This is a genomic window from Desulfatiferula olefinivorans (assembly GCF_054657895.1).
Genome location: NZ_BAAHXV010000010.1, coordinates 25,319 through 48,139, shown reverse-complemented (window position 1 = coordinate 48,139; position 22,821 = coordinate 25,319). Strand labels below are relative to the sequence as shown.

The following is a 22,821-nucleotide window of genomic DNA, read 5'->3' as shown; positions in this document are numbered from 1 at the left end:
CAGTGTATGGGGCAATGAGGAGAGCAGCACCATGAACACATCATATGTGGGTTCAAAAAAGGAAGTTAAAACAGCCCAACAGATAGGTTTTGGTCTGATGATCCTTGTGGGGCTTTTTGTGGTAAGCCGATACAATTTTTTGTTGTTCCACGGACTGGCTGAACTTTTCGCCATCGCTGTGGCATGGAGCGTTTTTTTTCTGGTCTGGAACTCGAGGTGGATTGCCCGCAATGACGCCCTGCTCTTTATAGGAATTGCCTACCTCTTCATCGGAATGACTGATTTTATCCATACTTTGTCTTACAAGGGGATGGGCGTTTTCCCAGACCATTTGGGAGCTAATTACCCCACCCAACTCTGGATAGTGGCACGGGGACTGGAAGCGATCAGTCTGCTTCTGTTTCCGCTGTTTATCACCCGGCGGATTCGGCCATTCTTAGTACTTGGAACTTATGCTGCGATTACATCGTTAATGATAGCGGCCATATTTTTATGGCACATTTTTCCCGATTGTTACATCGAGGGCCAGGGATTGACAGCTTTCAAAAAAGGTGCCGAATACCTCATCATCCTGATACTCGCTGTTGCGGTTGCATTGCTGTTTAAAAAACGAGATCACTTTGAAACAATGCTTTTGCGTTTAATGGTTGGAGCCATTATAATTACAATCGCAGCTGAATTGGCGTTTACTTTCTATGTCAGCGTTTATGGGTTATCAAATGTTATTGGACATTTTTTTAAGATTATCTCCTTTGTTCTCGTCTATATGGCGCTGGTTCATTCCTCTTTGACCCGACCTTACACAACACTTTTCCGGGAGCTTGAAAAGGAAAAGGCCGCCCTTAAAGAAAGCGAGGAATCCGCAAGCAAAAAAATTCAGGCCATTCTCGAACCCCGGGGAGATATCGGCGAGTTGAGTCTCGGTGACATTCTCGACCGGGAGGCCATCCAATCGATGCTGGAAGAATTTTACAAGCTTACAAATATACTCAGCGCTGTGCTGGATCTTTCCGGAAATATTCTGGTCGCTGTCGGTTGGCAGGATATCTGTACCAAATTTCACAGGTGTCACCCAGAAACCGGAAAAAATTGTCTGGAAAGCGATACCCTTCTTTCCAGCGGTGTACCAGCGGGTACCTTCAAGGCCTATCGCTGCAAAAACAACCTGTGGGATATGGTCACCCCCATTGAAATCGATGGCCGACATATAGGCAATATATTTATTGGACAGTTCTTTTATGACAATGAGACACCCGATTACGATTTGTTTCGCCGCCAGGCTCGCAAATATGGATTTGACGAGACCGAATACCTTGCCGCCCTTGACCGTGTTCCACGTCTGAGTCGGAAAACCGTCGATTCGGCCATGACTTTTTTCACCAAACTCGCTGGGATGATAGCTTCCTTGAGTTATAGTAATTTGTCCCTTGCCCGCACGATTTCCCAGCAGGAGAATGTATATCGTATTCTTAAAGAGAGTGATTCCAAGTTAAGACAGGCTCAATATATTGCAGGGATGGGCGATTTTACCTTGGACATTGCCACCGCTGCTGTCAACTGGTCCGATGGAATGTACAGACTATTGCACTACAATAAAAGCGAGAGTATTGATTATAACAAAATCAACTCCGATATTCTTCATCCGGATGATCTGAATCGGTTTTCGAAATGGTTAATAGACGGCATTGCCTCAGGCGATGAATTTTTAACGCCCAAGGAGTATCGCCTGATACGTAAAGACGGGCAAATCATCCATGTGCAAACCAAGGGACAAATTGAATATCGAGATGGAAAAGCAGACAAACTGTTCGGAACATGCCTCGACATCAGTGAACGCAAAAAAATTGAAATTGCCCTTCAGGAACGGGATCAGTATATCAGCACCATTTTAGAGACAACACAGGATGGCTTCTGGGTGCTCGATGCACAAGGACAGGTGCTTGACGCCAACGAGGCCTATTGCCGCATGACCGGTTATCCCAGAAGTGAGCTTCTGCAACTAAGCATACCTGATCTGGACGTTGATGAAAAACCGGACGAAACCGCCGCTCGGATTAAGCGAATCATTAAAAATGGATCTGAACTGTTCACGACACGACAACGCAGAAAAGATGGGACTTTTTTTGATGCTGAACTTTCTGTAACATGGCAAGCTGACAACTTCCAGAGGTTTATCTGTTTCTGTCGGGACATCACCGAGCGTAAACAGGTTGAACGTGAACGTGAAAACACAATCAAACTATTGGAGATACTCAACGGTCGTGCCTCTCTTCGTGACCTAATGCACTCTATATTGAATTATATGCGAGATCTTGCAGGTTGTGAGGCGGTTGGTATTCGGTTGCGTGACGGGGAAGATTTCCCCTATTATGAAGTCAGCGGCTTCTCCGATTCATTTGTGAAGGCCGAAATGCATCTGTGTGTGCAAGGGGTGGATGGGCAGCTCCTGCGCGACGAAATCGGCAACCCCGTATTGGAATGTATGTGTGGGAATGTCATCTGCGGGCGTTTTGATCCATCCAAGCCCTTCTTCACCGACTACGGAAGTTTCATTTCCAATGGGACCACTGAACTGCTTGCAACCACTACCGAAGCAGATCGCCAGGCGAGAACACGCAACCGCTGCAACGGAGAGGGATACGAGTCGGTTTTTCTGGTTCCCTTGAGGGCAGGGGGTGAGTGTTTCGGCCTTTTACAGTTCAATGATCAGAGCAAAGGGTGCTTTACCCCTGAGTTTATAATCCAGGCGGAACGTCTGGCCACCCAAGTTGCCATCGCTTTGGCCCAGCTAAAGGCAGAGGAAAAGCTGCAGGAAAGGGAGGAAGAACAGCGTATTCTTCTAGATAACTTACATGTCGGTGTCGTAATTCACGCACCTGACACCAGCGTGTTGGCTTGCAACCATGACGCCTGTGAATCGCTTGCGCTTACCATGGACCAAATGCTTGGAAAAATGGCAATAGATCATTCATGGCGCTTCCTGTTCGAAGACGGGTCGCTCATGCCAGTGGAGGCCTATCCTGTCAATATTGTGCTGGCCAGACGTAAAAAATTGGATAATTATATCTTGGGGATAGACACGCCAGTAAAGGATTCTATCACCTGGGTTATGGTGAGTGCCTACCCCGTCTTCACAAAAGAGGCTGAGTTGCGCCACATTGTTGTGAGTTTCATAGATATCAGCAGTCTTAAACAGGTCGAAAAGGAACTTCGGGAGCGTGATCAAGACCTGATGGAATCACAACGAATAGCCCAAGTGGGCAGTTGGCGACTGGACATCTCGACCAATGAAGTCACCTGGTCGGATGAACTATACAGAATGTATGGTTTTGACCCATCACTTCCCCCGCCTCCGTACAATGAGCATCATAAAATTTTTACCCCTGAGAGTTGGGACAGGTTGTCCAAGGCCTTACCAAAAACAATAGAGACAGGAATTCCCTATGAACTTGAGTTGGAAACGGTGCGTCAGAATGAAAGCAATGGATGGATGTGGGTACGCGGAGAAGTGGTGCTTGATGCAAAGGGTGCGACGGTTGGCCTTCGAGGAGCTGCTCAGGATATTACAGATCGCAAACAGGCAGAAGATGAAAAAGTAAGAATGGAGGCCCAGCTTAATCAGGCTCTGAAAATGGAGTCTGTCGGGCGCCTTGCCGGTGGCGTAGCACATGACTTCAACAACATGCTAAGTGTGATCCTTGGTCATACGGAAATGATTCTGGAACAAACAGATCCGGATCAGCCAATCTATACCGATCTGGAGGAAATCAGAAATGCCGCTGACCGTTCCGCTGACCTGACCAGGCAATTGCTGGCTTTTGCCCGCCAACAGACTATTGCCCCCAAGGTGCTTGACCTGAATGAGGTCGTGGAAGGGATGCTTAATATGCTTCGTCGGCTGATCGGAGAGGATATCGATCTAAACTGGCGGCCAGGCAAGGAATTGGGTTTGGTTAATATGGACCCGACACAGATCGATCAGTTGCTTGTCAATCTGTGCGTAAACGCAAGGGATGCCATTGCCAACGTTGGAAAAATCACTATTGAAACAGAGTCTGCAGCTTTTGATGAATACTACTGCAAGGAGCATGCAGGTTTTGTCTCCGGAGAGTATGTTATGTTGGCAGTGAGCGACGATGGTTGCGGCATGGACCAGGAAACGCAGGCTAATATTTTTGAGCCTTTCTTCACGACCAAAGATGCGGGCAAGGGGACTGGCCTCGGATTGGCCACAATATTTGGCATCGTTAAACAGAGCAACGGTTTTATATATGTTCACAGTGAATTGAATCAGGGTACCACCTTCAAGATTTATCTACCCCGGCATATGGCCAAATCCCGTCAAATGCAGGAGACAATACTCAAAAAACAGGATCTAAAGGGCCACGAGACCATCCTTTTGGTTGAAGATGAGCCATCAATTCTGAAGATGACCCAAAGGATGCTGGAAAGACTGGACTATACGATTGTGACAGCAAGTACACCAGGCGAAGCCCTCCAAAAGGCTTCGGAGTATCCAGGCCAGATCCACCTGCTCATGACCGATGTCATCATGCCCGAAATGAATGGACGGGACCTCGCTAAAAATATTTTGGCCATCTACCCGAACATCAATCGGCTATTCATGTCAGGCTATACTGCCAATGTAATAGCCCATCACGGAGTGCTGGACAAGGGGGTGAATTTCATACAGAAGCCTTTTTCCAAAAAAGTTTTGGCTGCAAAGGTAAGAGAGGCGTTGGACGGTGAATCAGATTAAATTCTTATCTCACCGTGTTCAAATTGACATGCTCAGAAGTCTCTATTGTCATCCATAAAAACGATGATCGTGAAGAGTATACCATTAAAAATTAGCTTCTGAAGGCATCATGTAATCCTGATTCAGGGTTGTGTGGCTGAAACAGGGTTTCGGGTTGTTTTTTTCTACATTTGATATGACAATGGGAATCGAACCCACGTCCGTTCTCTGTTTCGGGAAAATGTAGAGAATTAAATTTCTCTCGATGTCCGGCAGTCTGAAGGGGTTTGATGTGTGGTAAGATGTTGAATAAACATGGTTTTCGGATGCGTTTTGGATTGGAGAACGAATTGGGGTAAGGCTCTGAGACCTCCACCATGCTTCGCCCTGACGGGCTACGCATGGCGCAGCCATGAGGAGCTCGTCAGGGCAAAGCATGGTGCCCTGCATAGCTTGAGGCACGAAAGCGACGCACGGGCAAGGCTTCTCAAGCATTATTACCGGTTAATATACATAAAAACCTGACACAATATAACCCATCCTCGCGGACAAAGCATGGTGCCTGCATAGCTTGAGGAACGAAAGCGACGCACGGGCAAAGCTTCTCAAGCATTATTACCGGTTAATATACATAAAAACCTGACACAATATAACCCGTCCTCGCGGGCAAAGCATGGTGCCTGCATAGCTTGAGGCACGAAAGCGACGCAGGGGGTGTTACAAAAAAATATTCGCCGGGCCAACCCCTTGCAACCGTTACACAATTGACCATCAACCCATGCACTACGTCTACATCCTCCGCAGCCAATCACACCCAAAACAAACCTACATCGGTTTTTCTTCAGACCTGCGTTCACGTCTTCATGCACATAATGAAGGCAAGTGCAAACACACATGCAAATACAAGCCACAGGCCCTGATCCGGTACGGCGCTTTTCAGGATAAGCATCAGGCCTTGGCTTTTGAAACCTACCTGAAATCGCATTCCGGGAAAGCGTTTGCTTTTAATCGGCTATTGCCAAAATCCTGACGGGCTTAAAAACTCCCATCATGGATGAACTCGTATTCGGCTTTCCCTGCATTTTTCTCACCAAAGAACGGAGAATCCGTGGGGAGGCGGTTGAATTATTGCCGTACGGTTTTTCTATTAACTTATGTACCGAGAGACGACAGGATGTGATGCAAAAAAATCCGCCACCGGCAAGATTTCCTGTTTTCTTCTTGTCTTTATGAATTGCCGGGGCTATCTTTCTTTATCAATTTTTATCAACTAAAAATCTCTTCCAAACGGTGAGTTTATGGATACATACGACAAATGGCTGACCATGGATGAACTGGCGGGCTACATCAAGATGAGCCGGACCAAGCTCTACGGCATGGCCCAGCGCGGCGAGGTTCCCGCCGCGAAAATCGGCAACCAGTGGCGTTTCGACCGGGAGGAAATCGATCAGTGGATGAAGTCGCACGCGACCGGAAATGTCGGATCTGACAATAAGGACAAGAAGCAATGAACGGAGAAACCCACAGTCAACTGGCCAACTTTATCTGGTCCATCTGCAACCTGCTACGCGGTCCGTATAAGCGCAACGAGTACCGTAAGGTCATCCTGCCGCTGACCGTTTTGAGACGCTTCGAGTGCCTGCTCGAGCCGACCCGTCAGGCCGCCCTTGAAGAGTTCCAGTCGCTGAAGACCAAGCCCGAGCGTGTCCAGCAGGCGCGGTTACAGCAGATCACCGGCCACCGTTTTTACAACCTGTCGCGCATGCAGCTCACCTTGCCGGGAGAAAGGATTCATTCGCTTCTGGACGATCCCAACAACCTCGCGCCGAACCTGAACAGCTACATCAACGGCTTCTCTCCAAACGTTCGCGCCATCATGGAAAAGTTCAAGTTCAGCGAGCAGATCGCCCACATGGCGGAAAAAAACATCCTGTTCGAGGTGGTCAAGGCCTTTGCAAAAATCGACCTCTCGCCCCAGCGGGTGGATCAGATGCAGATGGGCTACGTATTCGAGGAGCTGATCCGGATCGGGGCGGAACAATCCAACGAAGAGGCCGGGGAGCACTTCACCCCGCGCGAGGTGATCAAGCTGATGGTCAACCTTCTGCTGGCCCCCGAGCAGGATCTGGCCAAGAGCCATGTGGTGAAAACCATCTACGACCCCGCATGCGGCACCGGCGGCATGCTGTCGGTGGCCGAGGAGTACATCCGCCAGCTCAACCGCGACGCCCGCCCGCACCTTTACGGCCAGGACTGGAACGACGAGGCCTGGGCGGTATGCAAGTCCGACATGCTGATCAAAGGCGAGGACTCCGACAATATCATTCTCGGCGACACGTTCACCCGCGACGGCTTTGACCGCGACTCTGACGGCAACACGTGGACCTTCGACTACATGCTGGCCAATCCCCCCTTCGGCGTGGAATGGAAACAGCAGCAGAAATACATCAACCAGGAGGCCGATACCCTCGGCTATGCCGGTCGCTTCGGCGCGGGAACCCCGCGTATCAACGACGGGGCGCTGCTCTTTTTGCAGCACATGATCTCCAAGATGCGTCCCGTCGATAAAGACGGCAGCCGCATCGGCATTGTCTTCAACGGCTCGCCGCTCTTCACCGGCGACGCAGGCAGCGGCGAAAGCGAGATCCGCCGCTGGATCATCGAAAACGACTGGTTGGAAGCCATCGTCGCCCTGCCGGAACAGCTCTTCTACAACACCGGTATCGCCACCTATATCTGGATCATCACCAACCGCAAGACCCAAACGCGCAAAGGCAAGGTGCAGCTCATCGACGCCCGCAACTTCTGGGTGCCGATGGAAAAGTCGCTGGGCAACAAACGTCGCCGTATCGGCGACCCGCAGGACAAGGCCAAAGATCCGAACCACATCGCCGAGATCACCCGTATCTACGTGAACTTCCAGGACGGCGAGACCCGCTCCTTCCTCCAGGGTGGCAAGGAGAAAGAACTGGTGGTCAGCAAACTGTTCGACAACGACGACTTCGGCTACCACAAGATCACCGTTGAGCGCCCCCTGCGCCTCAACTTCCAGGCCACGACGGAGCGCATCGCAAGGCTTTCGGAACAGACCGCCTTCAAGAACCTTGCATCCAGCAGCAAGAAGAACGAAACCGTTCGCCAACAGGAGATCGAGGCGGGCAAGGCGCGTCAGCAGACCATCCGTGACCTGCTTGCCGCCTTTGCCGAGCAGCACGGCGACACCCTGTACAAGGACCGTAAAAAATTCCTGCTGGCCCTGCGCGAAGTGGATCGCGCCAGAAACGTCAAACTTTCGGCCCCCGAGCTGAAAGCGGTGCTCACCGCCCTGTGTGAACGGGACGAAACCGCCGAGGTCTGCAAAGACAAGAAGGGCGATCCGGAGCCGGACACCGACCTGCGCGACACCGAGACCGTGCCGCTGAAAGAAAGCATCGAGGAATACTTCAGGCGCGAGGTCCTGCCCCACGTGCCCGACGCCTGGATCGACCACGCCAAGACCAGGATCGGTTACGAGATCCCCTTGAACCGCCACTTCTACCGCTACGAACCGCCGCGCGAACTATCCGAGATCGAGGCCGAGATCAAGGAATTGGAAGGCGAGATTCTCGACCTGCTTAAGGAGGTGACCGCATGAACAACAGCATTCTTTCCGTTGCAGGGCTTGCCGTCATCGGCAGTTGTCAAGGATTCCTTGACAACTGGAAGAAGCAGGCGATGGCAACTGTCAAGGAATCCTTGACAGTTCGATTTGCTGGTCCACAGAAAAAGGATCTGAGATGAGTATCGACCATTCTGAAAACGAGTTGCTTGGCATCCTGACCGAGCTTCGTAAGCTCCCCCGCGAAACCGAATGGGCCGAGTTCAAGCACAACAATGCCGACCCGGACGAGGTCGGCGAGTACCTCTCCGCTCTGGCCAATTCGGCCGCCCTGACCGGCAAGGTGAGCGCCTGGCTTGTCTGGGGCCTGGATAACGATACCCACGAGATCATCGGCACCACATTCAATCCGGCAACCGCAAAAGTCGGCAACGAAGAGCTGGAAAGCTGGTTGCTGCGCCTGCTCTCGCCCAAGATCAACTTCCGCTTTTACGGTGTTCAGGCCGAAGGCAAGCCCGTCGTTCTGCTGGAGATCAGCGCGGCCTTCCGTCATCCGGTGCAGTTCAAAGGGACGGAGTTCATCCGCATAGGTTCCTACAAGAAGAGGCTGAAAGACTACCCGGAAAAAGAGCGTGAACTGTGGCGGGTGTTCGACCGTACGCCGTTTGAAAAGGAGATCGCCGCCGAAAACATCGCCGCCGAGGAGGTTCTCCGGCTGCTCGATTACCCCGCCTATTTCGACCTGCTCTCCCTGCCGTTGCCCGAAGGACGGGAGGGCATTCTGTCCGCCCTGGCGGCTGACGACTTGATCGCCCCGGGCAAGGGCGGTAAATGGCATATCACCCATCTCGGAGCCGTGCTGTTCGCCAAACGGTTAGGCGATTTCCGCACCCTTGCCCGCAAGGCGGTGCGGGTGGTGCTCTACAAGGGCGAAAGCCGGGTGGAGACCGTGCGCGAGCAGGAGGGCAACAAGGGCTATGCCGCCGGATTCGAGGGGCTCATCGGTTTTGTCACCAACCTGCTGCCCAGCAACGAGGTGATCGGCCAGGCCCTGCGCAAGCAGGTGCCCATGTTCCCGGAACTGGCCATCCGCGAGCTGGTAGCCAATGCCATTATCCACCAGGATTTTCACCTCACCGGCACCGGCCCCATGGTGGAGATCTTTTCCCATCGCATGGAGATTACCAACCCCGGCCTGCCGCTGGTGCAGACCGACCGCTTTCTCGACAGCCCGCCCCGTTCACGCAACGAGGCCCTGGCTTCTTTCATGCGCCGCATCGGCGTTTGCGAGGAGCGCGGCAGCGGCGTGGATAAGGTGGTCATGCAAACAGAACTGTATCAGCTCCCCGCCCCGCTTTTTGAAACCACATCCGAGCATACCCGTGCCGTTCTCTTCGCCCACAGGGATCTGAAGGAGATGGACAGGGCCGACCGTATCCGCGCCTGCTACCTGCACGCCTGCCTGCGCTATGTGCAGCGGAATTTCCTGACCAACGCCTCACTTCGGGAGCGTTTTGGGGTGGAAGAGAAGAACAAGGCCGCTGTCTCGCGCTATATTCGGGAGGCTATGGACGCCCACATGATCCGGCCGGTCAACGAAGACGCGGCTCGCAAGATGATGAAATACGTGCCCTTCTGGGCTTAGCCGTTTTAATTGACGGGTAATTGATGGAAATCGTGAAATGATGGCGACCAAAACACGTATGATACTGAAAACAAAAGACATGTCAGGTTATTGCTTAATTGATGGTTATTTGATGGAAGCCGTTTTTGGTTCCGGATTCGAGAGGAGGGGCCATTGACAATGGAAAATGGAAAATGGAAAAAAAACAACGACAATTCTCAATTATCCATTGTCCATTCTCCCTTGCGAAAGCCTTATCCCGAATACAAGGAGAGTGGTGTCCAGTGGCTGGGACGGGTGCCGGGGCATTGGGAGGTGAAGCGCGGTCGATTCACTATGCGCGTAAATCCGCCCGCACCATTACTCCGAAATCTGGAAGAAGACCAAGAAGTTTCCTTTGTCCCAATGGATGCCGTGAACGAATACGGCGGTATTCGTCTTGAACAGACACGAGTAAAGGCTGAGGTCAGTGGGGGATACACCGAGTTTCAGAATGGGGATGTCGTCATCGCCAAGATCACGCCTTGCTTCGAGAACGGCAAAGGTTCGATAGCTGCTGGCCTGGTCAATTCGGCAGCCTATGGAACAACCGAATTGCACGTGCTGCGAGCTTCTCAGGCGCTTGATTACCGTTTTCTGTTCTACCTGACCATCACAGACGGCTACCGGAAGCTCGGTGAGTCGGAAATGTATGGAGCGGGCGGGCAAAAGCGTGTGCCACCGGAATTTTGCAAGGATTTTCTGACACCATTACCCCCACTCCCCGAACAAACCGACATCGCCGATTTTCTCGACCGGGAGACGGGGCGGATCGATACGCTGGTGGCGAAGAAGCGACGGCTGGTCGAGTTGCTCAAGGAGAAGCGCACCGCGCTCATCTCCCGCACCGTCACCCGAGGCCTGCCCGCAGACGCCGCCCGCGAATTCGGCCTCGAACCCCACACCCGTTTCAAGGACTCCGGAATTGAATGGCTGGGGGAAATGCCGGAGGGGTGGGATGTGAAAAAGGTATGGATTGAACGGGTGTCGCGAAATCTTGAATTGCAGGATGGGAACCATGGGGAGTTACATCCGAAGGCAGAAGATTACGTAGGTGAAGGGATTCCTTTCGTTATGGCCAATCATATTGATAATGGGAAAATTGATTTTAACAAATGCAACTATATCGAAAAGGAACAAGCAGATTCTCTACGAATCGGATTTTCCAATGAGGGGGATGTGCTTCTTACTCACAAAGGAACAATCGGCCGTGTCGGCATGGTCCAAAAGAGTCAGTTTCCATATGTAATGCTGACACCTCAGGTAACCTATTACCGCTGCTTAAGGGAAATCCAAAATCGATTTCTGTTTTGGTTAATGCAGAGCAAATTTTGGCAAGATCAACTGAAGTTGTTAGCAGGGCTTGGGTCAACAAGAGCATATATAGGTTTACTCGACCAAAAAACACTTTCTTTCCTAATCCCTTCTGACAAAGAACAGTTTGCTATAGCCGCCTACCTCGACCGCGAAACCGCCAAAATCGACCGGCTGGCGGAAAAGGTCGAGGCTGCCATCGCCCGGTTGCAGGAGTACCGCACCGCCCTGATCACCGCTGCTGTGACGGGGAAAATTGACGTTCGGGAGGTGGCGGCATGAACGAGTTCACCATCAACAGCTTTGAAGATTATCTCCGTATTGTTCGTGACGATATTTGCGTCACCGATCACAAAGGCCAGCGAAAGCGCCGATATTTTCGAGGTCAGAGTAAGCGAGCCTTCGAGGGCTACGACCTCAAGCCTTCCATCGGCCGCTATGCCCATTTGAAAAGCCTGCCGCCTGCCGAACGCGATCGGTTGGAAAACGAGGTGCTGGAGACCTTCAGTAACCATCTGCTCACCTATGTGAACCACCTGCCGCGCAACGACTGGGAGGCTCTGGCCATCGCCCAGCATCACGGCCTGCCGACCCGTTTTATGGACTGGACCACCAACCCCTTGGTGGCGCTCTACTTTTCCTGCCGTGACTCCAAAAAGGACAAGGACGGCAACCCGCATGACAGCGCCGTCTATGTGCTGATCAGCGAACCACCGCGTTTCAACGAATTGCGCCGCCAGCAGAAGAACGGCGTGGTTACTGTGGAGAAACCGGAATCCGCTTCGCCCCTTTCAAACGACGACGATGGATACAGCGACTTCGGTTTGGATGAAAGCGATGAAACACCTGTAATCGCTGATGACGATCTGGACACAACCATTGTTACCCGGCCCCGCGAACAGGCGGAACCCGCCAAAGAAGGTGAGCTGTCTCCCTTCGACATCACCGGCAACGTCATCTACGACCCGCCACACGTCTCGCCGCGCATCCGCGCCCAGGACGGCGTGCTGCTGGCCTGCCATCAGCCGATGCAGCCGCTGGAAGAAAAAGACGTACTGGAGCTGGTGATCAGTCAGGCCGCCCATGACGACATCCGCCGCCGGCTGGACCAGTACGGCGTTTTTGACAAACAGCTGTTCCCCGATCTCGACGGTATCGCCAAGTGGCTCAAGTATCGGGTGTTCGAGATCAACGGAATGACCTGAGGGGAAACACCATGAAGCAAACAACCGAAAAAGCCTTCGAATCATACGTGGAACAGATGCTGCTGGCCAAGGGCTGGCAGCAGGGTAACGTGAGCGGCTGGGACCGGGAGCGGGCGTTGTTCCCGCAGGCGATTACCGACTTCATCGCCGCCACCCAGCCGCAGTTGTGGGAGGCGATGCGCACCCAGCACGGGGCGCAACTGGAGACGATGCTGCTGGCGACGCTGGTCAAAGAGCTGGCCATCAAGGGCTCGCTGCATGTGCTGCGCCACGGCTTCAAGTTTTACGGCAAGACCTTCCGGCTGGCCTGGTTCAAACCCGCCCACGGCCTCAACGAAGAGGTCCTGACACACTACCGGGCCAACCGACTCACCGTCACCCGGCAGGTGCCCTGCCATCCGGGCGACCATGCCACCGTCGATCTGGTCTTTGCCGTCAACGGTCTGCCCGTGGCAACCTGCGAACTGAAAAATCCCTGGACCGGCCAGAGCTGGCAGAACGCGGTGCGGCAGTACAAGGAAGACCGCAACCCGCGCGCGCCGCTATTCGAGTTCAAGCAGCGGGCGCTGGTGCATTTTGCCGCCGACCCGGACGAGGTGCACATGACCACCCGCCTGGCCGGAGGCAAGACCTTCTTCCTGCCCTTCAATCGCGGCAGCCATCCCGGCGAGGTGAAGTGCGGCGCGGGTAATCCGCAGCACCCCTCCGGCTACCGCACGGGCTATTTCTGGGAGGAGGTGCTGGAGCCCAAGAGTTTCCTCGACATCCTCGGCCACTTTGTGTTCATCGAAAAAAAACAGGAAAAGGTGGAGGACGGCAAGGGGGGCAGCCGAATCGTGAGCCGGGAGGCGATGATCTTCCCGCGCTACCATCAGCTCGACGCCACCCGCAAACTGATCGCCGCCGCCCGTGCCGAGGGACCGGGGCAGAACTATTTGATCCAGCATTCGGCAGGCAGCGGCAAAACCAACTCCATCTCCTGGCTGTCGCACCGGCTGGCCAGCCTGCACGACGCTGACGATCACAAGGTGTTTGACTGCGTGATCGTCATCACCGACCGGCAGGTGCTCGACCGTCAGTTGCAGGACGCCATCTACCAGATCGAACACGCCCAGGGGGTGGTCAAGGCCATCGACCAGGATTCGAAGCAACTGGCCGAAGCGCTGATCGACGGCACCCGGATTGTCGTCACCACCCTTCAGAAGTTCCCCTTTGTGCTGCGCGGCCTGCTCCATGCCGCCGGGGCCGAGAGCACGGATACCCCGGATGAAGCGGCCAAAGCGCAGGCCAAAGCCTGGGAGACGGAAATCGGCAAGCGCCGTTATGCGGTGATTGTGGACGAGGCGCACTCTTCCCAGACCGGCGAGACGGCGCGGGAGCTGAAGGCGATTCTGGGGGCAAACACGGTCGGCAACGGTGACGATGAGGATGCGGACTGGGAAGACCGCCTGAATGAGGTGATGGCCTCGCGGGGTCGGCAGCCGAACTTAAGCTTTTTCGCCTACACCGCCACCCCCAAGGGCAAGACCCTGAAGCTGTTTGGTCGCACCGGCGCCAGCGGAAAGCCTGTGCCCTTCCACCTCTACAGCATGCGTCAGGCCATCGAAGAGCGTTTCATCCTCGACGTGCTTCAGAACTACACCACCTACAAGACCTACTTCAAGCTGGTCAAGGCGGTGGAAGACGACCCGTGTTTACCAAAGAAGAAGGCCGCACGGGCGCTGGCCAAGTTCCTGGTGATGCACCCGACCAACATCGCCCAGAAGATCGAGGTGATCGTCGAGCATTTCCGCGGGCGTGTGCGCACCCATCTGGGCGGAAGGGCCAAGGCCATGGTGGTAACCGGTTCGCGTCTTCAGGCGGTGACGTACATGGAGGCCTTTCAGCGCTACATCGACGAGCATGGCTACAACGACGTCCGGCCTCTGGTGGCCTTCAGCGGCACGGTGCGCGACCCGAAAACCGGCCTGGAATACACCGAACCGGGGATGAATACCGATGTGGTGAGCGGCAGGCCGATCAGCGAAAAGCAGTTGCCGGAGCGTTTCGCCTCACCCGATTACCAGGTCTTGCTGGTGGCCAACAAGTACCAGACCGGCTTCGACCAGCCGCTCTTAATGGCCATGTACGTGGACAAGCGGCTGGACGGGGTGCAGGCGGTGCAGACTCTGTCGCGCCTCAACCGCATGGTGCCGGGCAAGGAGACGCCTTTTGTGCTCGACTTTGTCAATGAGGCCGAGGATATCTACCGGGCCTTCAAACCCTACTACGACGCCACCAGCCTTCAGGAGAGCTCGGACCCCAATCAGCTCGAACAGCTCAAGCACGAGCTGAACGCTTTTCAGATCTACCACTGGAGCGAGGTGGAGGCCTTCGCCCGCATCTTCTACCGTGTGCCAGGCAAGCAAAACCCCGCTGACCACGCCCACCTGCATCGCCATCTTCAACCGGCGGTGGATCGCTTCAAGGCGATGGAGGATGAGCAGCAGCGTGGCGAATTCCGTGACAAGCTGAGCGGTTACGTCAAGGTATACAGCTTCCTGAGTCAGATCATCCCCTACGGCGATCCCGATCTGGAGATGCTCTACAGCTTCGGCCGTTTTCTGCTTCCGCACCTGCCGCTTGAGCGCGACACCAGTGTCGTGAAATTGGGTGATGACGTGGGCCTACAGTACTACCGCCTGCAACGGGTCTTTTCCGGGGCCATCGAGCTGCGTGAGGGCGAGGGCGAGTACGGCGTGAAGAGCCCCACCGATGTCGGCACCGGCAAAGCCAAGGAGGAGAAGGCGCCGCTTTCCGAAATCATCGAGGTGCTGAACGACCGCTTCGGCACCAACTTTACCGAGGAAGACCGCCTGTTCTTCGAGCAGATCAAGGAAAGGGCAGCCAATACCCCGGAAGTGGTCCGCCTGCGTCAGGCCAACCCCTTCGACAAATTTCAGTTAGGCTTGCGTCAGATGCTGGAAGACCTGATGATTCAGCGCATGAACGAGAACGACAAGATCGTCTCGCGTTACATGGATGACAAGGCCTTTGAGGATGCAGCGTTTGCGGTGCTTTCCAAGGTGATTTACGACACCATTCCGGCAACGTATGCAATCGATTCCGGAGGTAAGCGATGAAGCAGGACAATGACCGCAAACAAAAACTGATTGATCTGGGACCGGAAGCTCTTGCAGATGCCTTGTTGAACCTTGCCGTTCATTCCAATGAGGCGGATGACATGATTGAACAATTAATTGCCACCCCAAAGGAGAATGTTCAGCGGTTTAAAAAGAAGCTTTCTAGTTTTTTCGATGGAGGAGGTGTATTAGATGGCGGCATTTAATCCCAAATTCACCATCACCAACCGGATGACCGCCGCCATTACGCAGATTGAACGGGCGCGCGGTTTTCTGGAAGCGGCTCGATTGTCCGATGATTGGGTGCGGGATATGGGGGCGGAAGCGTTGATCAAAGAGGCGCATCACACAACCCACATCGAAGGCACACAGCTCACCCTGGATCAGGCCGAACGTCTGTGGCGCGGGGAAGCAGTTCCTGAAGCCGACCCGGATGACACCCGGGAATTGCTCAATTACCGTTCCGCCTTTGAATTCGTTTCGGATTGTCTGGACAGCGGCGACCCGATTACCGAAGGACTGATTCGGGAGATCCACCGCAAACTGGTGGAAGGCGTGCGAGGCGGCAAAGCCGATCCCGGTAACTATCGCCGTATTCAGAATTATGTGGCCAACTCTTCAACCGGTGAAGTGATTTATACGCCGCCCTCAGCGATTGAGATCCCTATCATGATGTCGGAAATGGTCAAATGGCTGAACGCTGACCTTGATATTCATCCGGTGCTGATCAGCGGTATTGCCCAATTCCAGCTGGTGCATATTCACCCCTTCCTTGACGGAAACGGCCGAACCTCGCGCCTGCTCTCGACGCTTTGTCTGTACAAAGCCGGATATGACTTCAAGCGCCTGTTCACCATCAGCGAATATTACGACCGCGACCGGCCCACCTTTTACAAAAAGATCCAGAGTGTCCGGGAAAACGACATGGATATGACCGGCTGGCTCGACTACTTCATCACCGGCCTTGAAACCCAGATGATCGAAGTCAAAGAACGGGGTGAGCAAGTTATCCGTCGCGATGTATTGGTTCAAAAACACAGTCTGAATGAACGGCAAGGGAAAGCCCTTGGGTATTTGCTTCAAAACGGCAAGCTGACCATTCAGGATTTTGAAGACATCTGCCCCGATGTAAATCGCCGAAGCCTACAGCGCGACCTCAAAGGAATGCTGGATAAGCAGCTTATTTTGGAGATCGGCGCAGGACCAACAGACCCAACCCGCCACTATGCCTTAGCGGAGCTATGACAAGCTGTGACAAGGAGCTGTGACAAAGCTATGACAACTGCTGTGACAAAATCTTGCGACAGGTTCACGACATTATTTGCGACACGGATCGTGACATTTTTAACAGATCTTAGATCTGTTGGATCTGGGGGCACCATACTTAATTCAAGCCATTCGTCGATACACCCAATCATTAACTAAGGTTAAAGAGCCAGGGCGTTTCGATTGGAGGGACGTGCAAGAACGGTTTGGATGCACCTTGTGCTTCAAAAGAAAATGAATTATATTCATTAATAATAAATATGAATATAAATGGGGTCTGATTATGGCAACAACAAGTTTGAGTTTAGGTGAGCATTGGGAGCTTTTTATCAGGAACCAAATAGCAAGTGGGCGTTATGGTTCAGCAAGTGAGGTTGTCCGTGATGCATTGCGACACATGGAAGAGTTAAACGATAAACGTACCGCTCTGAGATTGCATCTGGCAGAAGGGGAGGCCCAGGCCAGGGATGGAATATTCATCAAAGATTTTTCCATGGATAAGCTGATTAATGAATTGGATATGGATTGATGGCTACCTATCGGATTACACCTCGTGCTTACCGGGATTTGGTGAACATTGGGCGTTATTCCTTGGAAATGTGGGGCCAACAGCAGCGAAACGCGTATCTCAAGACCATTGAAAAAGGTTTTGAATTGATCGCTGAAAATCCTTACATTGGACGGCCCAGATCAGACGTTAAAGAAGGCTATTACAGCTGTCTTCACGGCTCACATGTCATTTTTTATATTATCCGCGATAACGGAGTGGATATTATCGGTGTCCCTCATCAACGAATGGATATAATAAATTACTTTTCCGATACAACGATTTCGTAAGGGGTGCTTTACGATGTTGAGGCCCACACCATCAACTGCCACCTCAAAAAGGTGTTCTCAGACAGTGAGTTGCAGGAAGATTCGGTTATCCGGAATTTTCGGATAACTGCCGCCGACGGCAAAACGCCAACACCACGCCCGACAAGCCCCCCGCCATCATCGCCGCGAGCCCCACGTTACGGCGAACCGAACCGTGTCACGCGATTAGTGATTGACAGACCGGCGGGATTTCGTTAGGGATTTAGATAGCTTTTCAGGGAACATCCGTGAGGGCGGATGGCGTCCCGGCCCTGCCAACCCCCATAAGGAATCGAGCCATGAGAACAACGTCTGTGACCGCTTTTGTTTTTGCGTTGCTGATCGGTTTTGGTGTGACGGGCCTGACGGATGGTTGGGCTGATACGGAAACGGCCGTGACCCCGGCCTTTCATTCCCGGGTCCGGGCCGTACCGGGATTGTCCCTGCACAAGGACATGTATATCCTTCCGGCCACCTACTGCGAGGAGTACAACGGCGCCCAGACCGAGGTGGTGTTCCAGATCAGCGCCAAGCAAAAGCTATACAAAGAGCTCTATTTCGCCTACACGCAAAAATCCTTCTGGCAGGCTTACGACCACCGCAACTCTTCGCCCTTCCGGGAAACCAATTTCAATCCGGAGTTTTTTTACCGGTTTCAGCCCGGCACCGCCTTCCATGAGAACCTGGGGGTCGATGTGGGCGGCGAGCACGAGTCCAACGGTCAGCCCGTGGGGAAATCCCGAAGCTGGAACTGTTTGTATCTGTCCCCCTACTACCTGAACAACGAAACCCGGACCCTCCTCTACTCCAAGCTCTGGTGGCGTCTGCCCGAGCGCAGCAAGGACCATCCGGGTGATCCCGAGGGCGACGACAACCCCGATCTGACCGACTACATGGGTTACAGCGCCATTCACTTCTATCAGGCCTTTTGGGACCGGCACATGATCCACGCCATGGTCCGGGGCAATCCCCGCCACCACCGGGGCGCCGTTTCCTTCACCTACCGGATCACCGTCCCCCGGCTCCGGGCCGGGGTGATTTTCTCCGTTTTCAGCGGATACGGGGAAAGCCTCATCGACTACAACCGGTCCATCACCCGCGTTGGCCTGGGCTTTCACGTCAACGGCTGACAGACCGCATCCCGGGGCAATCGCATGGGCCATGTTCATGCTCCCGATTTCGATAAGCGTCACCGTGCGACATGCCCCGTCAAGTCGGGCTTTGCTCCGTTTCTTTGTGACTCTGTGAGAGTCATTGAGCCGGCTTCCCCGAAGGGGAGTCGGTCTTTTTGATTTCTCACGAAGACACCAAGACACAGAGATTGCAAGGCCATGCCCAAGGCATGGCGCTCGGCATCAGGCGGCGTCACGCCAATGGCCTGGGCATGATCTCTTCAATGACGCTGCACCTTGCCTCTGGCCGGGATGTGCTTATGTTATCCCATACGACCCGCCCCTTGTTTTGCGACGTCTCTCTTCTTTGTCGAATCAACTGGGAGGTTTCCCTATGAAGCCCTGCTTTTTTGCCGCCTTGGCGGTGTTTTTTGCCGTGATTTTTTCAGCGTCGTCGGCGTCGGCCGACGGCGACACACGAAAGGAGACCGTCATGACTCTTGATAATCATATGGAACAGGCCACCTTTGCCGGAGGCTGTTTCTGGTGCGTGGAAACGGATTTCAAAAAACTCCCCGGTCTGATCCGGGTTGAATCCGGATATGCCGGAGGCGCCGAGAAACATCCCCGCTACGAGGATGTGGCCCATGGACGCACCGGTCACCGGGAAGCGGTCCAGGTGACCTTCGATCCGAAGCAAACCCCCTACCTGAGCCTCCTGGGCGTTTTTTTCAGAAGCATCGATCCCACCGATGCTTCAGGCCAGTTTGCCGACCGGGGATTTCACTACTCAACCGCCGTGTTCTATCACAATGACGCCCAGAAAAAACAGGCCGAAGCCTACATGGCGGCCCTTTCCGCCTCGGGCCGTTTCGACCGGCCCCTGGTCACGACCCTTCTCCCGTTTACCGGATTTTATCCCGCCGAAGAGTATCACCAGGACTACGCTCGCAAGAATCCGGAGCATTACAAACGCTACCGGACAGGATCGGGCCGGGAGGCCTTTATCATGAAAACCTGGGGCCCCGGCTCCTCCTGCGGGCCGACAGGAAATGCGGACCGGCCCGATCCTGACCCGGGCCTCTCGCCCCTTCAGTACCATGTGACCCGGGAAAACGGCACCGAGCCGCCCTTTGAGAACGCTTACTGGAACAACAAAAAAGAAGGTATTTACGTGGACATTCTGTCCGGGGAGCCTCTGTTCTCCTCGACGGATAAGTTCGATTCCGGCACGGGCTGGCCCAGTTTCACCCGCCCCATTGCGGCGGAAACTCTGGTTGAAAAAAAAGACGCCTCGCTGTTCATGGTGCGGACCGAGGTCCGGAGCCGCAGCTCGGACGCCCACCTGGGCCATGTGTTCGATGACGGCCCCCGGCCCACGGGGCTGCGCTACTGCATCAACTCCGCCGCCCTTCGCTTTATTCCCAAAGAGGACCTGGTCCGGGAGGGCTATGGCCGGCTGGCCCCTCTGTTTGACGCATCGAACCCGCCGGCCCGATGAAGCGCACCGACCCGGGTCGGACAGGTGTCCGGCCCGGCTTTCATTACCTGATGCCGATATCGGATTAAAAGTAATGATATAGAATAAAACCCCATATTTCGCTTCAACCCGCAGCGGGTTAAACGAGATTAAACCTTACAATTCAGTCTATTAATAAATTTAAATTCGACATATTTTTTTACATTACTTATTTGACAAGCGCCAAATGCGTCCTATGTTTTAACCATGAAAAAACACCGGCCCCACGGGGACCGGCATCACCTTATATAAAGGAGAACACATCATGGGAAAAACGATAGGAATTGACCTGGGCACCACCAACTCCTGTGTGGCCGTCATGGAAGGCGCGGATGCCGTCGTCATCACCAACGCGGAAGGCGGGCGGACCACCCCGTCCGTGGTCGCCCTGACCAAAACCAAAGAACGCCTGGTCGGCCAGATCGCCAAGCGGCAGGCCGTCACCAATCCCGAAAACACGGTCTTCGGGGTCAAACGGCTGATCGGCCGGCGCTTCGATTCGGCGGAAGTCCGGAAGGACATCACCATCCTTCCTTATAAAATCACAAAAGCGGCCAACGGCGACGCCCAGATCCGCATTCAGGACAAGGACTACAGCCCGGCCGAGATTTCCTCGTACATCCTGGCCTCGGTCAAGAAGGCGGCGGAAGATTACCTGGGCGGCCCGGTCACCGATGCGGTGATCACGGTCCCTGCCTACTTCAACGACAGCCAGCGTCAGGCCACCAAGGACGCCGGGAAAATCGCGGGGCTGAACGTTTTGCGCATCATCAACGAGCCCACGGCGGCGGCTTTGGCCTATGGCCTGGACAAGAAACACGAGGAAAAAATCGCCGTGTTCGACCTGGGCGGCGGCACCTTCGATATTTCCATTCTCGAAATCGGCGACGGGGTGTTCGAAGTCAAGGCCACCAACGGCGACACCCATCTGGGCGGCGAAGACTTCGACCTGCGCATCATCGATTATCTGGCAAGCGAGTTCAAAAAAGACCAGGGCATCGACCTGAGGACCGACCCCATGGCGCTGCAGCGGCTCAAGGAGGCCGCCGAAAAAGCGAAAATCGAGCTGTCCGGCTCCGTGGAAACCGAGGTGAACCTGCCGTTCATCACGGCGGACGCAAGCGGACCCAAACACCTGAACGTCAAACTCACACGGGCACGGCTGGAAAGCCTGGTCGAAGACCTGCTGGCCAAACTCGACGGCCCCTGCACCACCGCGCTCAAGGACGCGAACATGACCGCCGGGACCATCTCCGAGGTCATTCTCGTCGGCGGCATGACCCGCATGCCCGCAGTGCAGGAGAGGGTCCGGAAAATTTTCGGCAAGGAACCGAACAAGAGCGTCAACCCCGACGAGGTGGTGGCCATGGGTGCGGCCATCCAGGCCGGGGTTCTTTCCGGTGAGGTGGAGGACGTGCTGCTGCTGGATGTGACCCCTCTGTCTCTGGGTATCGAAACCTTAGGCGGCGTGATGACCCGTCTGATTGAGAAGAACACCACCATCCCCGCCCGGAAAAGCGAGGTCTTTTCGACGGCCGAAGACAACCAGACCGGCGTGACCGTCCATGTGCTCCAGGGTGAACGGGAGATGGCCGCAGGCAACAAGTCCCTCGGCCGCTTCGAGCTGACCGGCATTGCGGCGGCCCCCCGGGGTCTGCCCCAGATCGAGGTGACCTTCGACATCGACGCCAACGGCATTGTCAATGTCTCGGCCAAAGACAAGGCCACGGGCAAGGAACAATCCATCCGTATCACCGGCTCGTCGGGCCTGTCCAAAGAGGACATCGACCGCCTGGTCAAAGACGCCCAGGTCCATGCCGAGGAAGACCGGCAGAAAAAGGATCTGGCCGAGGCGAAAAACGCGGCGGACAGCCTGATCTATGCCGCCGAAAAACAGATTCAGACGATAGACGGCGCCAACGCCGAGGCCGTCCGCGATCTGATCGGTCAACTGAAAACCGCCGTCAACAGTCAGAACGCGGCGGAGATCCGACGACAGACCGAGGCCCTGAACACGGCGCTTCAGTCGCTCTCCCAGCCGTCGTCCGAAGCGCATCAGGACGCCCGGCCGGGCGCCGGTGCCCAGGATGACGAGGTGATCGACGCCGAATTCAGCGATGTCGCCTGATGACCGTACCCGTCGGCCCCCCGGTTTTTCGACCGGGGGGCCGATTCATCCTGCGGCCTGACGATCCCCTGCAGGCCACCCAATTGATACCCTGACCCGCTGTCCGGCGATCTTTCCCCCTTCTTTTCTCCGAAAATGACGACTTCGTAAAAAGCATTCCGACCAATCAGCGTCAACCCCCCTCTTTCACAGTTCATTTAACCGGCTTAGCGGCGCGTCTTCGCCTATATCGGCGATTTAAATCTTTACAAGCGGTTGATCAATCGCTTATACACTGTCAAACATTGCGTATTACTGTTCC

General features: G+C 54.4%; 16 protein-coding genes. All 16 read left to right on the top strand.

Going from position 1 to position 22,821, the window contains the following annotated elements:
• The first annotated feature begins 31 nt into the window (after positions 1 to 31).
• The gene (locus tag ACYQ11_RS09220) at positions 32 to 4,759 is read left to right on the top strand and encodes an MASE3 domain-containing protein (RefSeq protein ID WP_459923492.1); all 4,728 of its coding nucleotides are present in this window, start codon (positions 32 to 34) and stop codon (positions 4,757 to 4,759) included.
• Positions 4,760 to 5,516: 757 nt separating this feature from the next.
• A complete protein-coding gene (locus tag ACYQ11_RS09215; protein ID WP_459923491.1) occupies positions 5,517 to 5,768 on the top strand; it encodes a GIY-YIG nuclease family protein in 252 nt (83 codons plus the stop codon).
• 268 nt (positions 5,769 to 6,036) lie between these two features.
• Entirely contained in the window at positions 6,037 to 6,249 is a 213-nt protein-coding gene (locus tag ACYQ11_RS09210) for a helix-turn-helix domain-containing protein (RefSeq protein ID WP_459923490.1), read from the top strand.
• Complete coding sequence (locus tag ACYQ11_RS09205; RefSeq protein WP_459923489.1) at positions 6,246 to 8,372, top strand: type I restriction-modification system subunit M; 2,127 nt, start codon at positions 6,246 to 6,248, stop codon at positions 8,370 to 8,372. The genes ACYQ11_RS09210 and ACYQ11_RS09205 overlap by 4 nt, the downstream gene beginning before the upstream one ends.
• A complete protein-coding gene (locus ACYQ11_RS09200; protein WP_459923488.1) occupies positions 8,369 to 8,518 on the top strand; it encodes a hypothetical protein in 150 nt (49 codons plus the stop codon). Before ACYQ11_RS09205 ends, ACYQ11_RS09200 begins: the two co-directional genes overlap by 4 nt.
• Positions 8,515 to 9,981 (top strand): ATP-binding protein, encoded by a 1,467-nt coding sequence (locus ACYQ11_RS09195; protein WP_459923487.1) that lies wholly within the window; start codon positions 8,515 to 8,517, stop codon positions 9,979 to 9,981. The genes ACYQ11_RS09200 and ACYQ11_RS09195 overlap by 4 nt, the downstream gene beginning before the upstream one ends.
• Before the next feature lie 159 nt (positions 9,982 to 10,140).
• Positions 10,141 to 11,595 carry a restriction endonuclease subunit S gene (locus tag ACYQ11_RS09190; protein ID WP_459923572.1) on the top strand — a complete coding sequence of 485 codons (1,455 nt, stop codon included), beginning with the start codon at positions 10,141 to 10,143 and terminating at the stop codon, positions 11,593 to 11,595.
• A complete protein-coding gene (locus ACYQ11_RS09185; protein ID WP_459923486.1) occupies positions 11,592 to 12,518 on the top strand; it encodes an FRG domain-containing protein in 927 nt (308 codons plus the stop codon). The genes ACYQ11_RS09190 and ACYQ11_RS09185 overlap by 4 nt, the downstream gene beginning before the upstream one ends.
• A gap of 11 nt (positions 12,519 to 12,529) precedes the next feature.
• Positions 12,530 to 15,640: a type I restriction endonuclease subunit R gene (locus ACYQ11_RS09180; protein WP_459923485.1), complete on the top strand. Its 3,111-nt coding sequence runs from the start codon at positions 12,530 to 12,532 to the stop codon at positions 15,638 to 15,640.
• Positions 15,637 to 15,846: a hypothetical protein gene (locus tag ACYQ11_RS09175; RefSeq protein WP_459923484.1), complete on the top strand. Its 210-nt coding sequence runs from the start codon at positions 15,637 to 15,639 to the stop codon at positions 15,844 to 15,846. The genes ACYQ11_RS09180 and ACYQ11_RS09175 overlap by 4 nt, the downstream gene beginning before the upstream one ends.
• A complete protein-coding gene (locus ACYQ11_RS09170; protein WP_459923483.1) occupies positions 15,833 to 16,885 on the top strand; it encodes a Fic family protein in 1,053 nt (350 codons plus the stop codon). Before ACYQ11_RS09175 ends, ACYQ11_RS09170 begins: the two co-directional genes overlap by 14 nt.
• Before the next feature lie 304 nt (positions 16,886 to 17,189).
• The gene (locus ACYQ11_RS09165) at positions 17,190 to 17,435 is read left to right on the top strand and encodes a type II toxin-antitoxin system ParD family antitoxin (RefSeq protein ID WP_459923482.1); all 246 of its coding nucleotides are present in this window, start codon (positions 17,190 to 17,192) and stop codon (positions 17,433 to 17,435) included.
• Positions 17,435 to 17,743, top strand: coding sequence for a type II toxin-antitoxin system RelE/ParE family toxin (locus ACYQ11_RS09160; protein WP_459923481.1), 309 nt, complete (start codon positions 17,435 to 17,437; stop codon positions 17,741 to 17,743). The genes ACYQ11_RS09165 and ACYQ11_RS09160 overlap by 1 nt, the downstream gene beginning before the upstream one ends.
• 317 nt (positions 17,744 to 18,060) lie before the next feature.
• Positions 18,061 to 18,891 carry a phospholipase A gene (locus ACYQ11_RS09155; RefSeq protein ID WP_459923480.1) on the top strand — a complete coding sequence of 277 codons (831 nt, stop codon included), beginning with the start codon at positions 18,061 to 18,063 and terminating at the stop codon, positions 18,889 to 18,891.
• A 475-nt stretch (positions 18,892 to 19,366) separates the two neighbouring features.
• On the top strand, positions 19,367 to 20,374 hold the full coding sequence (gene msrB / locus ACYQ11_RS09150) for a peptide-methionine (R)-S-oxide reductase MsrB (protein WP_459923479.1): 1,008 nt from the start codon (positions 19,367 to 19,369) through the stop codon (positions 20,372 to 20,374).
• A 283-nt stretch (positions 20,375 to 20,657) separates the two neighbouring features.
• A complete protein-coding gene (dnaK, locus tag ACYQ11_RS09145; RefSeq protein ID WP_459923478.1) occupies positions 20,658 to 22,520 on the top strand; it encodes a molecular chaperone DnaK in 1,863 nt (620 codons plus the stop codon).
• Positions 22,521 to 22,821: the final 301 nt, after the last annotated feature.